We start from the raw sequence: 13,428 nt of genomic DNA, 5'->3' as shown, positions 1-13,428 counted from the left end.
CGGGGCGCATGCCGAAAAAAATCGTGACCCCCATCGCCGCTTTGCGGTCGGGGCTGCGCCCCGATCCTTGACCCCGTCACTCGGAGCCCGTGCAGGGGGAAGACCTCTTTCAATCAAAGGAGGTTCTCATGACCAAGGCATTCCGTTCCGTCCGCAGCTTCACCGAGATTGCAGCCTTCATTGCCGACGAAAGCGCGGTCACGTCCGACAGCTTTGTTGAAGCATTCGAGACGGACCTAGATGGCGTCCGGGTCAGCAGGGACGACGATGGACGCACCGAGCAAATGCCTGACGCAACGCAAGTCCAACTCGCGGTCGAGCTGATAGTCACGACGCTCTTCGATGTTCTGCGGGACAGCAGGCTGGACAAAGTGGCAGGACGCATCGCATGGGGCATCGTCCACAGTTTCCACCGAGTGAGCGATCAGGCGGCGGGTCAAGCCGACGGCGCAGCAAGGCAAATGCGCGACCTTCTCCGGCAGGCTGATGGCAGCGAAATCCATTCCATAGAGCTGGAGCGCGCGCACGAGGAACTGGCGTTTCTCGACGAGGCTGCGGACGCACTGGCCTGTATGCGGGACCATGCCGCGGCGGTGTATCATAACGAAACCGGCAAACCCTGGTCTGCGCCAAGGGCGACGCTGGTGTCTTCCAAGCGGACTGCGAGCGTCATCAACGGGTCAGACTATCTGGCCGCGCGCCGCCAGCGCCGTATCGGACAGCATCATCCTGAAGGTCCGCTGGTCGTGTTCTCGGGCGGTAGCCAGTGGGCGGACTCCGAGCCGATCTGGAAGGCGCTGTCGAGGGCCAAGGCGACCCGGCCCCAGATGGTGCTGCTCACCACCGCGCAGAATAGCGGCGGCGACGCGATTGCCGAGGCATGGGCGGCAAAGACCAAGACGCCGGTGGTGAAGCTGGGCATCGACAAGGCACGGTGGGGCAACCGCGCCGGGTTCGTGCGCAACGACCAGATTGCGCGGCTGCGACCCGTCGAGGCGATCGTCGCGGAAGGAAGCGGCGTTCAGGCTCAACTGGTAAGGGTGATGCGTTCCATCGGTGTCGCGCCGGTGCTGCTCTCGCTTTATGGAGGCCCTGCGCACTGGGCTTCCTGAAGTCACGAAGGATGCGGGAGCAGTCGGGGTCATGCCCGATAGCTCCCGCTTTTTTTGTCTGTCGCTCTATGTCGTTGCCCTCAAGGACAGGCGCTGCGCGCCCGTCCCGTCGGGCAACGATGCCGCGCTCTCAAGGAACGCGGGCCTTCTGCGCGCGGCTTCGCCGTGCTCGTCGCAGGGACGCCCTACGGGCGCTTTTCCGGTTGAGATTTTGCCGTCGGTGCAATGCCCTTCAGCGCAGTAATAGAGGCTGGTCCACCCAGCCGGATCGCGTGCTGGACGAGCTCGCGAAAGTCTTTTTCGCTTAGCTTCTCGACCGCCATATCGCTCAGGATGGAGGCATATTTGCCGCGCAGAGCGCGGCGGGCATCAAGGATCTCTTCCGCAATTTTCGTCTGGCGCGCTTCGAGGTCGGCAAGCCGGTCGCGGTCATTCAACTTTGGCATTGATCATCCTTTCAAGTCGGATGGTCTGCCCGCCAATTCCAATATCGAGGATCATGGCCATGAACGCAACTCGTTGCGACAATCGGGGAATCGGCCGGCGTGCCGCCGGGGAGAGAGACCCCTTCGGGGAAGCCCCGCGCCTTCCGGCACGAGGCTGGCGCAGCGGCGGGGCGCTGCGAAAGGGGTACTCACGCCCGGGGCGTTTTGTAATGCACCGTACGCACGGGTGCTGCGGGCGCGAATCGCTAGGTTTTCTGCGGGTTTCGGCCAGGTGCCAGCCGGTGCCGATGTCGCTTTCTTCATAGGGAGCTGGCACCAAATGGTCACCATATGAAGGCAATTCAGGGCTAAGTGACTGATAAGCTTTGGCACCATGTCGGTGCCGCGTTTGCTCATCGTAAGGCGTTGAGATCGCCTGAAAATCGGCGTATAACGCCCGGGCTTCACCCCATCTGGACAGGCAACGAACAGGAGTTCGGCGCTTGCCCAGGATCAATATCAGATTGAAGGACGCTCTCCACGGGCGTCTCGTCGCCGGCGCCCGATCGGCGCGGCTCAGCCTCCCCGAATATGTCCGCGACATCCTTGATCGCTTCGAAGGCATTGATGCCGGCGGTTATCATGGTCGCTTCGATGAGGTGCAGGCGACCCTCATTCAGGTGTTCGCCATTTTGGCCGCATCGGTCGGAACGCGGCGCCCCGACATCCTCCAGAAGGGCATGGACGATGCCCGCGCCCTGCTCCTCGAAAGGGGCCTGCTCGCGCCCGAGGATGGTGCGCTATGAGCATCTTTCGCAACGACACTTTGGGCTCCTGGACCCGGGGTGGCCAGGCCATCGTCCACAATGTGAGGATGACCACCCAGGTCTTCTTCCAGACTTCGATTGCCGGTCTCGCGATCTGGGTCGGTGGCATCATATGGTATGTGCTCGAAAAATCCAGCGACTATCAGCGCTTCGTCGCGATGAAGATCGCCGAAGCTACGCTGAAAAGCGACGTGCCGGGTGGTGCGCCGATCCTGTTCAGGACCCCGGCTGGGCGCCAATACTGGACGAACTCGGACGCGCTGCTGGCCTCTCCTATCGCGAAGAAGACCATGCAGGCGATGGAGCAGCATCTGATCTATGGCGCCGCGCTATCAGGTGCCTTCGCAGCGCTTATGCTTCTGTGGGCCTGGTTTTATTTCACGCGAACGGGGAAGGGACTTGGTTCCAATCAGTTCATCCGCGGCGCCCGGTTCGGGACGGCCCGGCAGCTCCGCCGCCTGCTGTGGCGATCGAAGCGGGGAAGCTTCGCCATCGGCGGCGTGCCGGTCCCTGAAGAGTTTGAGCCTGAGCACATCTTGATCTGCGGGGCGCCAGGAACAGGCAAGACCAACATCATCGTCAAGATGCTGGCGGGGATGCGTGGGAAAGGTTGCCGGGCGATCGTGTTCGATACGGCCGGTACCTTCGTCGAGAAATTCTACCGGCCCGGGCATGACATATTGCTCAACCCGCTCGACGCCCGAGCCGACAGCTGGTCCCCTTGGGTCGATGTGCCGCGCGACTATCATTATGATCAAATTGCGGAATCGACGATACCGGATAAGGGGGGCGATCCGTTCTGGGCGAAGGCGGCGCGAGGTACGTTGGTCGCCGTCTTCCGCAAGCTTGCGAAGAACAAGCAGATGCTCATTTCGGTCTTGCTCGACACGCTTTTGCGCAGTCCTTTGAAGACACTGGCTGCCTTCGCCGAAGGAACGGATGCCGCCGCCTTCATCTCGATGGAGGGGGACCGGACCTCCGCCGGTATTCGCGCGGAGCTGGCTTCTGTCATGCGCAGCTTCTCTTATCTCGACGACACATTGGATGGCTTCTCGGTGCGCGACTGGGTGGCCAATGAAGAGGATGACAGCTGGCTTTTCATCACGGTGAAAGCCGATCAACTCCCTTCCCTGCGACCGCTCGTGACGGTCTGGCTCGACATCGCGATCAGCGCGATCATGAGCCTTCCGCCTGATCAGAAGCGCCGCCTCTACTGCGTCATCGACGAGTTGCCGACGCTCCAAAGGCTGCCGTCGCTCAGCGATTTCCTGGCGCGCGCCCGCAAATATGGCGGATGCGGCATATTGGGGTTCCAGTCCTACCCGCAGCTGGAGGCAACCTATGGCATCCAGGACGCGGCCGCGATCACCGGCTATTGTTCGACCTGGGTGGCGCTGCGGGCGAACGATACCCCCACCGCCAAGCACGTTTCGGAGAATTTGGGCCAGGTCGAGCAGGTCGAGGCCAATGAGGGGATGTCCTATGGGGTCAACGACATGCGGGACGGCGTCAATCTCTCCCGCATGCAGGTCACCCGCCCGCTGGTCATGCACACTGAGGTCACGAACCTTCCCAACCTGTCTGGGTTTCTCCGGTTCGGAAGAAATCTGCCCGTCGTTCATTTCCGGGATCGGTACAATGGGCTGCCAACGATTGAGCCGGCGTTCGTCGAGCGAACGGAACCTGCGAGGAGGTTCGACGAGGGCAACGCTCCACCCCACCCCGAAAAGGTGTCGCAGAAAAAGCGCCGTCGCGCCGAAAAGGAAGCGCCGCCCACACCGCAGCTGCCCTTGGACGGCAGCTCACCCGAAGAAGCAACTGCGGGTGAACCGCCTGCGCATAAGGGCAACGAAATTCCGAAGCAGGATGGGGACACCTCGAACGCCGAACCGCCCAAGCTCCTTGGGCCAAGGAGTGGTTTCAACCTCCACAAGCATAGCCGTTCCAACGGTGAGCGTGACGATGCGAGGCCGGCATGATGCATCCGCGCCGCCTCAAGGGCTCCCCGGGCAACATCGCCCGCTATTACACCGTCGGGGACTATTACACGAAGGGAGATGCGGAGACATCTTCCTGGGGCGGAGCGCTCGCTGGCGAGCTTGGTTTGCACGGAGAGGTGGATTCCGCGCAGCTCAATGCGCTGCTCAGCGGCGCTGTCGACGACCAGCAGTTAGGGCGTCGGCGGGCAGACGGGATCGACCACCATCCCGGATGGGATTTTGCGATCAGCGCCCCCAAATCCGTATCGATCATGGCGCTTGCCCTTCGCGATGAGAGGATGGTCGCGGCGCATGAGAAGGCTGTCGACGCAGCGCTTTCCTATCTTGAAGAACATGCCCAGCTGCGCCGCCGGGAAGAAGGGAAAATCGTTCATGAGACGACGGGGCGGCTCCTGTGGGCACGCTTTACTGAGCATGCCAGCCGCGAACTCGACCCCCATCTGCATACCCATATCGTGATCCTCAACATGACGAACCGCGATCCGGGCAACCCGATGGCCAGTCTCGAAACGCGGGCCATGTATGCCGAGCAGATGGCCAGCGGCCAAATCTACCGTAACGCCCTTGCCCACCATTTGCGGGAATATGGATTTGAGATCGACTTCGATCCGCGCCGAGGATTGTTCGAAATCAGGGGCGTCCCAAAGGCATTGATCAAAGAGATGTCGCAGCGTGCCGAGCAGATCAACGCTCATGCCGCTGAGCATGGCCTTTCCGGGCAGGCCGCGCGTAGGCAGAGCTTTTACGAAACGCGCGGCCCAAAGGTGAAAGTCGGGCTGGACGAGCTGCACGATCGCTGGGATGCACGGCTCATCCCCTATGAGCCCAAACTTGTAGCTGTCCTCGCCCAGGCCATGGAGGCTGGTGAGCGCCCCGTCCCGGTGGAACCCGCCGACGCAGCGCGGGCGGCCCTGTTCGGGATCAGGCAATCGGAAGGGCGCGAGGCGGTCAATCCACTTGGTCGCGTCATTGCCGTAGGCCTTGCCTCCCATGTGGGAGAGGTTCGGTTCGAAGACCTGAGACCGCTCCTGATTGACCATGAAAGCCGCCGCAAACTGCTCGCTACTCGGGGGGAGACCGGCGACGCAATCCTCACGCGAGGGCGAACCAGCCGCAGGACGGTAAGGCTGGAACAGGCGCTGACCCAGCATCTCGCGCTCTCGTTGGGAGACGGCAGAGAGGTAGCCAGCGCAGACCGGCTGCTGCCCGTTCTGGAACGTGCTGGCCTATCTCCTGCGCAGGAGCAGGCCCTCGTGCACATGGCATTGTCGGGAGATCGGATAACGGCAGTGCGTGGTGTGGCCGGGGCCGGGAAATCCATGCTGGTTCGCTCCCTCAAGGACGCCGCGCATCCGGGGATGGTGCTGACGGCGCTTGCGCCGACGTCATCTGCTGCTGCTGAACTGGGTGATCGCGCGGAGATTGCGTCCCGAACCGTCGCCAGCCTGTTGGCAAGCGGCGGGCATGGCCTGAGCAGCAAGGATGTCCTGATCCTCGATGAAGCGGGGCAGCTTGGAAACCGCCAGGCGCTGCGAGTGCTGGAGATCAGCCGCATGACCGGCGCGCGGCTTATCCTGCTCGGTGACAATCGGCAGACCGGCGCGATCGAGCAGGGAAAGGCATTCTGGCTGATGCAGAAGCTTGGGCTCGCGACTGCCGAACTGGTTGAATCGCGGCGGCAGGAAACCAGGGCGATGAAGCTTGCCGTCACCCAGGCGCGGGCGGGTGATTATGCCGGTTCGCTGGGCCATCTCGATAAGGTGGTCAGCGGCGGCGATGCGGAGGAACTGGCCAAGGGGCTGGTGAGAGAATGGACGCGCCTCAAGCCTCAAAGCCGGGCAACCACGAATATCCTCGTTCTGGAGAATGCGACACGCCTCATCGTCAACAGTCAGATCCGCGAGACATTGCAACGGGAAGGCGTCGTCGCAGCCGAGGACACCCGACTTGGGGTGCTGACGCCGGCCGGCCTCAGCGACCAAGAGAAGCAGATGGCCCGCTTCTATTCCGGCGGCCAGGTTCTGAAATTCAACCGCGATCAGGTCGGTGCTGGCCTCGCGCGTGACGGCGAATATAGGGTCGTCTCCGTGGTCCGCGATGCGAAGGGCCGACAGCTTGTGCGATTGGCAGATGAGCAGGGGCGCATCCACAATTGGGATCCCCGAACGAGCAACGCGGCGCAGGTCAACGTGTTCCTTTCCGAGCATCGCAACCTCGCCGCTGGCGATCGCATTCAGTGGCGGCTGGCAACCAAGGAGCTTGATCTCAAAAACGCGGAACGCGGGACGGTGGAGCGGCTCGATGGCATCATGGCGACGGTTCGCTGGGACCGCGGGGATCGGGTCCAGCAGATCGATCTTGGACGCCACTCCACTTGGGACCATGGCTATGCGGAGACGGTGTATTCCGCCCAGTCGAAGACCTATGACCGCGTCTATGTGCTGGCCCCTGTGGCCTCCCCGCTCGTCAATGGGCAGAACTTTTATACCGCCATCACGCGCGCCCGGTACGGTGTCAAACTCTGGACGGAAGACACCAGGAAGCTCGTCGCAAAACTCGAAGAGCGGTCCGGCGAGAAGACATCGGCGCTCGAAGGATTGGGCCGTCTGGAGCGCGATCACAGCAGGCGCTTTGCCGCACGGAACGAGGCACGGCTGAAGGGTCTAAGGCTCGAACAGGTTGAGGAGCGGCGGAAGGAAGAGGGTAGGGCGCTCGCGCGCAAACTCGATCAGCGAGAGCCGGACCGCGGAATTGCCGGACGTCTTGCAGGCAATGCCCGATCGCTGTTCGAGACCCTCGATCGTCATTTGCAGGCACTTGCGGCGAATAGGCAAGCCCGTGCGCCCAAGGCGGAGGACCGTGCCACAGACCGGAACATTGAGGAGCGATCGCATGGTCACGATCGGTAAGCGGATAGCCGCCCTGATGGCGCTGATCATCTGGCAATCGGAGGGTCTTGCAGCAACGTCAGGTCATGATGCGGCCGATGAACGGAGGGTCGCCAGTTGCATCAGGCAAGCAGCGGGTGGACGGAAATGGCTCGAAGTGACCCTGTGGGGACTGCGCGACCAGGAAGGAGGATGGATTGGTGCTGCGGTGCCGAACCGGGATGGTAGCCACGATCTGGGACCTCTCCAGATCAACAGCTGGTGGGTGCCCAAAATCGCTGAAATGTTGGAACGTCGGCCCGAGGACGTTCGCCGTTGGCTGCGTTATGATCCATGTTTCAATACAAACACGGCCCGCTGGATTTTCGTTACAGCCCTGGCATCGACGGGCAGCTATTGGACGGCGGTGGGCGTCTATCACAGCCCCAATTCTGACCGTCAGCGGGGGTATGCCATCAGCGTTGCCCACCATCTCAGGCGTCGGTTCGGCGGGACAGTTTTCCCTTCAGGATCGGGACGGCACCGGTGAACCTGAGCAGGTCAACCGATTAGGGCGCTGGAGGGTTTATTGGCGTAGCTGGAAAAGCTAAGCACTTCGTCCGAATAAAGGGGGCATCGGCGTGGGGCAAGAAGCGTACATAATTCAGTATAATAGCGTTCCAAACATCGAACGAGCTAGTCGCAAGACGATTGGATCATACATTGATCATGAGACAGCGGAATGGCTGTCGTTTCTGGCAGAACTCCCCTCCCTAGCGGGCCAACTCACGTTTCAGATCGGGCAGGTGAGCCACAATGGCGCCAGTTTGGCGAAGTCCCTCGATCAGCTTGGCAAACTTGTCGATGACGCCGGCAAATTCAATTCGTTCAGCAGGGCGTCGTTCCGTCGTTCGAACATCCTTCCGCCTCCGTCGGAGAGCGTGGAAGGACGTTTGGTCCTCGGCTTGTATCATACGGGTCGTTCACAGGACGCCGTCGCTGCCTATTTTCGTTACGCTGCGATTGAGGCTGGCGTACCGTTGAACCGTAACGGCCCTGAAGTATTAAGAGCGCCGATGGAGCGGGGTGAATTGCTGATCGCAGCTGCCCACGCAGCTTCGGTCGTGCCGGGCCATAAAGTTGTGTCCGATGGCCTCAGGTCCGCCAGGGTTCGTGCCACAGCGGTCTTGAAGGCGCTCGACGGTACAGTAGGCGAGGCGGTTCAGGTTAATGCGCAGCATGGCGCCAGCCTCCGGGCGACCCGGGATCGAATCGGCCAGCACGCCATGAAACTAAGAGCAATTTTCGTGGGTGCCGAGCGCGGGCGCACAAGGAATTATCGAGCTTGGCGATCTGAAATCGAGCTGGAGGTAGAGCGCCGTTTCGCCGAGGCAGACATACGTATCGCCAGACTTGATCGGCTGGCGGAGGAAAAGCAGAAGAAGCGGGACGACGCCTTCGAAGCGCTGAAGGATCTCTTCTACACCCAATTGCGCCTCAGGGCACCAGTTGCTCTTTGGGAGGAACGGGCGAAATCTCACAGAGCGCGCGCGAGCAAGGCGCTTCGAAACTTCTGGATTGCCGCAGTCGTCGCTGTGATTCTGGGGCTAGGTGTGCCCTGGCTGGCGGGGGACTACATTGCTGACAGCTTCGCCAAGGTCAGTTGTCTGCCTGGGAAGACCCCAAGCTGCTCAAGAGTGTTCTCGGCAAAGGGACCGCTGACCGTGGCGGGCGTGCTGCTGATGACCTCGCTGATCCTTTGGGCGACCAAGATGCAGTATCGCATCTTCCTTAGCGAGCGTCACCTATCTCTCGATGCTGACGAAAAGCGTGCCTTTGCCGAAACTTTCATGGCGCTGAAGGAAGACACCACGGTCGACCCCGCCAATGAGACAATCGTTCTCACTTCTCTCTTCCGTCCGATGCAGGACGGCATCATCAAGGATGGAGATGGTGGTTTTGATTTGTCTGCGGCTGCCCTTCTGGCAAAGCAGATGGCAAGGTAGGTGACCGAGCGACCCTGCCGGACCTTGGGGGGACAATGATCAAATCCGAGCTGATCGCAAAAATGAAGGAAGACTTTCCCGGTTTGGCGGACGCGGATGTCGACAAGATCGTAAATCTCTTCTTCGACAGCATCATAGCTCAAATTAACGCTGGGGGGCGTGTTGAGTTACGGGGCTTTGGTGCGTTCTCGGTGAGGAGCTATGAGGCCCGCACCGGACGCAATCCAAGGACAGGCGGAGCCGTTGAAGTGCCTGCCAAAGACCGGCTTCATTTCAAAGCGGGCAAGGCCATCATGGAGCGCATCAACGGCAGCGACAAGGTAAGCTGACGCCCGAGATCGGTAATGGAAACGCTATCGCCCTTCCTTGCCTGGCGACCATTCGAATGACGCGAGTTCATCCAGCATCATGAACTGAGCGTCAGGCGACGCATGTCGCGGCATGAACTTCATCGGTTGTGGGCTGTCGAAGAGAACAAGACCATGGATTGTGGGGGTAGCCGGCAAGGCATAGCGCTTAGCAAGATCGGCGGCATGTGCCCGCACATAGTCGACACGATCAAGATGTTTGCGCAGGTTGTCACGGCGTCCCCGGCTGTCAGTCTGGCCGCGATACTCAGACAGCCGGCTGGTAGTTTCTCCAAGCGTTCTGCAGAATCGGATGTCCTTCGCCTCGATCACCCAGGCATGAAGGCCATCCTGGCTGAAAGCGAGGATATCAATATCTCCAAGGCGTTTGACGGTGTCTGTTCCCTTATGCTGGAGAGCGTCGCTCAGCGGCACGGAGTCGAACGCCCGGGCACCCGATTGCCTCGCTGCCTCCGCCGCCCGGACGTTGAAATCTAGCCCGGTTCGTTCCGCCATCGCGCCGACGAAGGAGCGCATTTGCGGACTGCTCCAGAACCTGCCCTGGAGCCCTCCTTGTAATGCGCCGGCAAGATTGTGAAGCGCTGCTCGCTCAATCAGGACGGGTGAGACGAGTAGATACGGATCATCCGTCGCGTCCAGGGCTACGATCGGTCTGCGAATGAGGGAGAAATGCCGGTCGAACCGGCTCACATCGAAGTCGGACGGACCGGCTCCCTTCGGATATGAGGACCAGCTGCTTCTCGATCCCAGCGTCAGCTGCTTCAGCGCGGGCGCAAGATCGGTGGCCACATAGCCTTCCAGATCAGCCAAGGCAGACAGCAGTTCTGACCATCTCTTCTTCAACACAGCGTTGCCGCTATCAATCGCCAGCTTGGCACACGCCCCACTGAATGAGGCAAACTGATCGAAAGAGAGAGCATATTCGGCCTGCACGGCTGCCTCCAACGCCGGCGTAAGAGCGGTATCGGTCGCTCCCGTCTCGAACAGCGATCGGTAAGCCTTATCCGCACTTTGACGGTGTTCAAAATGGTGCGCATGCACACTGGAAACCAAGGCTGTTCGCGTGAAATCATGATCGTAGAGCAAGTTGCCGGTCGGGCTGATCTTGATTTCCGCGTCGAGAAAGCCGGCGCGAAAGGGCGGAACTATCTCCGCAGTTTGGAAAATGAGGAGTGCCTGTGCGAGCAAATCGTCGATGTCCGCTGCACCAGGATGCACGCCATCGCTCAAGGCTGCCTCGCAGGAACCCATCTCAATGAGGATTGAGGCGCCGCGTATGACGGCGTTGATCTCGCTGCGCCGCTTAAGGCTTTGATCGAAATCCTTCTTTGCGCCGTAAGCGGCGCGCATGGCCCGCGCCGAAATCTGCCACATTTGTTCTTCCGCAAGAGCAGCTGTCAGCCGCCTTATGGACGCGTCAACAAGCGCGACTCGATCGAAGCCGCGGATGTTGCTGATGAGGCGATCCATCAGGGCGCCATGGTGCTCCATCAGAAACGAAAAGCACTGGTCGGCCCCGACGATATGGAAACCGAGCGAGCGATCACGCGAGAGAAAAGTGGAACCGCACCGGGCCAGCGCGGAGGCCGAATCGGGTATTTCGTTGAAATCATCGATCAGTCCGTGCGCTTTGAGCATCGAGAGTGGCCGATCCGCGACGAATGAATGGCGCCACCTTATATCGTCCGATCCGACCACGGCGGTCATGAACGCCAGGAGTTCTTCGCGCCCGGCGACCCCGCCCGCCAGCGTCGACACGATTTCAAGCATCGAAGCTGCGAGCACCATCTCGGCAAAATTATTGGCACGGTGAAGCCCATGCTGCCACTCAGGAGCCATATGCAAAATGGCGCTGCGCTTATCTCGATCCATTGTCGTCGTGATGGAGGTGAGAACCGTGGCATCGTCGACGGAGTTACCCAGGCGGTCGGGCGGCCAATCGATCTCCAGCAGGATTGAAACGGGCTTGCGATCGAGACCGGGATACTGGGCGTCAAATTTGGGTAGGGCGACCTCCAGCCAGTGAATCGCGGCTTTCCAGGTCTCATATGTGTCAAACGAACGGCCACCCCTTTTGGCCGGGATGGCTTCCAGCCAAACCGGTCGCCTGCCGACGACGACCCCGAGAAGCTCGCGTCTGCGCAGGCCGCTCGTCGCGATGTAGGAGGGCTTGGCCGTCTCGAAATAATCCTCGCGGTCTAACCGGCTGACAATTTCGTACCGGCCGTTGGGGAGCGGAAAAGCCCAGCGCCCTTCCTTCTGTACCGCTTCTGTCCGGATCGAGAGCAGGAGATTGCCTGGATAGTTGAAATCCAACGGAGGCTCTATCTCCGAGAGATGCTCAGGGATCAGATTCTGATCTGTTTCCTGCCATAGGGCGCACAGGTTCATCCAGCCATTGGGAGCCCGCGGAAAAAAGCCCTGGGCTTCGACCATCCGTAGCTGTTCATGCAGGCGGTACATGTCCACTGGCATGCCTATCCCTGCAAAGGCGATCGCCGACGCATCTGCAGGTTCAAGGGCGATAACCTCCCAGTCTGGTATCTCGACTGAAGCGAGTGCGACGCTCCCTGACCTCCCCCAGCCGCCCAGCAGGACGATCGAGAGACCTTTGCGAAACTCGGCGCGCTTCGCCATCATCTCATGGGCGAAGGCGACCGAGTCGCCGATCATGGCTTCCATGGATTGGGATGCGCTCGTCGGACCAAACCGCGCAGGAGGTACACCATCGAATCCGTCGACGATCTGCAGGATGTGCAGCGGGCAGCCTGCCGCGCTTTCGAATAGAAGCTGCCGGATGGGATGTCCGTCGACGATTTCGACGGGCTGTTTCCACAGCTGCGCGAAGCCCGAGAGAGCGATTCGCTCGCTTTGTGCATCGAGCAGGAGCATGCGAAGTTGCTCGCTCGCGCCATTTGCGACAGCCGTTTCGATAAGGTGGGCGCGAAGCGCCGTGGAGAGATTATGGGGGGCAACAACCAATATGCCTTCTGCAAAGGCGATGAGTGGCTGGCGCTCCAGTTCGCTGTCGCCCGGCTCTGCATGGAGAAAATCATCGCTAAGCTCGGGGTCAAGAAAAAAGGGCGCCAGATCGTTTTCCGTCAGCTCCAGTCGTTCGAGGTCAGCCCAGCTGATGAGTACCCTGGTCGCGAGGGGCGAAAGTTGACGCTCCTTGGGCAATTCGAGTTTCTGCGCGGACTTATCCTCAGCGACGATATTGTGTTTCAGCCCTGCCCGATGGGCCAGGAGGTCCGAAAGCGTGAGCAAGGCGTAGGCGCTGTCGAACGCAGCCGCCCCCCAGCGCGACGGCGGCAACTGTCCAAAGGCTTCCAGCATGTCTTCGCTGAACGCCGCAGCCTTTTCCCATATGCCCTGAAACAGCCGATAGGGGCCCCGGCGCGTGGCGATCGTCGACATGAAGAAATGTTCCGGCGGGTCTTCTAGCAGGCTGACCCCGCAATCGGCCAAGTCACTGTTCAATAGACGAAAAAGGCTGGAGCGGCTGGGACTGTTGTCTCCTTGTGCTCTGGCAAGCGCGAGGCGTGTGGCCATGTCCAGTCGGACAAGGTTCGATCCAAAGCCTGGTTCAGTGGATAGGGCTGAGAAGGTCGCGATTGCCTGGAGAGGCTCAAGGCTTTCGATGCGCTGCACGATGCCGGGGCAGGCTTCGAAGATCTGGGCCGGCGTTCGGGGCGGGGCGGTCGCCGCGAGCATGGCCTCTAAGGATGCGATGTCTATATTCTCTCCGGGCATCGGAAGTTTATGTTGCCAATCTGTTCCGTCGGCAAGAGGCTATTGGATCTAAAGCCAGTCTCAGTGGGAT

9 protein-coding genes are annotated in these 13,428 nt (G+C 60.7%); 7 read left to right on the top strand and 2 right to left on the bottom strand.

All coding sequences use genetic code 11. From position 1 onward, the window contains the following. The first annotated feature begins 89 nt into the window (after nt 1-89). Nucleotides 90-1,112, top strand: coding sequence for a DUF2493 domain-containing protein (locus SBA_RS13740; RefSeq protein WP_261934843.1), 1,023 nt, complete (start codon nt 90-92; stop codon nt 1,110-1,112). Nucleotides 1,113-1,297: 185 nt separating this feature from the next. On the opposite strand, the gene SBA_RS13735 is transcribed toward SBA_RS13740, so the two are convergent. Further along, nucleotides 1,298-1,558, bottom strand: coding sequence for a hypothetical protein (locus tag SBA_RS13735; RefSeq protein ID WP_120249894.1), 261 nt, complete (start codon nt 1,556-1,558; stop codon nt 1,298-1,300). 482 nt (nt 1,559-2,040) lie between these two features. Here SBA_RS13735 and SBA_RS13730 point away from each other — a divergent pair, with 482 nt between their 5' ends. From SBA_RS13730 to SBA_RS13705, 6 genes are all read left to right on the top strand, one after another. Then, entirely contained in the window at nt 2,041-2,343 is a 303-nt protein-coding gene (locus SBA_RS13730; protein WP_069335627.1) for a hypothetical protein, read from the top strand. Continuing rightward, on the top strand, nt 2,340-4,343 hold the full coding sequence (locus tag SBA_RS13725) for a type IV secretion system DNA-binding domain-containing protein (protein WP_120249895.1): 2,004 nt from the start codon (nt 2,340-2,342) through the stop codon (nt 4,341-4,343). Before SBA_RS13730 ends, SBA_RS13725 begins: the two co-directional genes overlap by 4 nt. Beyond that, nucleotides 4,340-7,273, top strand: coding sequence for a MobF family relaxase (gene mobF, locus SBA_RS13720; protein WP_261934842.1), 2,934 nt, complete (start codon nt 4,340-4,342; stop codon nt 7,271-7,273). The genes SBA_RS13725 and mobF overlap by 4 nt, the downstream gene beginning before the upstream one ends. After that, complete coding sequence (locus SBA_RS13715; RefSeq protein WP_261934841.1) at nt 7,257-7,781, top strand: lytic transglycosylase domain-containing protein; 525 nt, start codon at nt 7,257-7,259, stop codon at nt 7,779-7,781. The genes mobF and SBA_RS13715 overlap by 17 nt, the downstream gene beginning before the upstream one ends. A gap of 91 nt (nt 7,782-7,872) precedes the next feature. Continuing rightward, nucleotides 7,873-9,237, top strand: coding sequence for a DUF6161 domain-containing protein (locus SBA_RS13710; protein ID WP_120249897.1), 1,365 nt, complete (start codon nt 7,873-7,875; stop codon nt 9,235-9,237). Nucleotides 9,238-9,272: 35 nt separating this feature from the next. Continuing rightward, entirely contained in the window at nt 9,273-9,566 is a 294-nt protein-coding gene (locus SBA_RS13705; RefSeq protein ID WP_120249898.1) for an HU family DNA-binding protein, read from the top strand. Nucleotides 9,567-9,590: 24 nt separating this feature from the next. On the opposite strand, the gene SBA_RS13700 is transcribed toward SBA_RS13705, so the two are convergent. Then, nucleotides 9,591-13,319 carry a hypothetical protein gene (locus SBA_RS13700; RefSeq protein ID WP_261934840.1) on the bottom strand — a complete coding sequence of 1,243 codons (3,729 nt, stop codon included), beginning with the start codon at nt 13,317-13,319 and terminating at the stop codon, nt 9,591-9,593. Nucleotides 13,320-13,428: the final 109 nt, after the last annotated feature.

The organism is Sphingomonas bisphenolicum, assembly GCF_024349785.1.
Classification (GTDB): Bacteria; Pseudomonadota; Alphaproteobacteria; order Sphingomonadales; family Sphingomonadaceae; genus Sphingobium; species Sphingobium bisphenolicum.
Note: the sequence above shows the minus strand (reverse complement) of the source record. Positions and strands in the feature narration are given on the sequence as shown.

Bases quoted from the DNA above. Each gene is read 5' to 3' on its own strand.
- SBA_RS13715 (WP_261934841.1), top strand. From the start codon at position 7,257: ATGGTCACGATCGGTAAGCGGATAGCCGCCCTGATGGCGCTGATCATC.
- mobF (WP_261934842.1), top strand. From the start codon at position 4,340: ATGATGCATCCGCGCCGCCTCAAGGGCTCCCCGGGCAACATCGCCCGC.
- SBA_RS13735 (WP_120249894.1), bottom strand. From the start codon at position 1,558: ATGCCAAAGTTGAATGACCGCGACCGGCTTGCCGACCTCGAAGCGCGC.
- SBA_RS13705 (WP_120249898.1), top strand. From the start codon at position 9,273: ATGATCAAATCCGAGCTGATCGCAAAAATGAAGGAAGACTTTCCCGGT.
- SBA_RS13700 (WP_261934840.1), bottom strand. From the start codon at position 13,319: ATGCTCGCGGCGACCGCCCCGCCCCGAACGCCGGCCCAGATCTTCGAA.
- SBA_RS13725 (WP_120249895.1), top strand. From the start codon at position 2,340: ATGAGCATCTTTCGCAACGACACTTTGGGCTCCTGGACCCGGGGTGGC.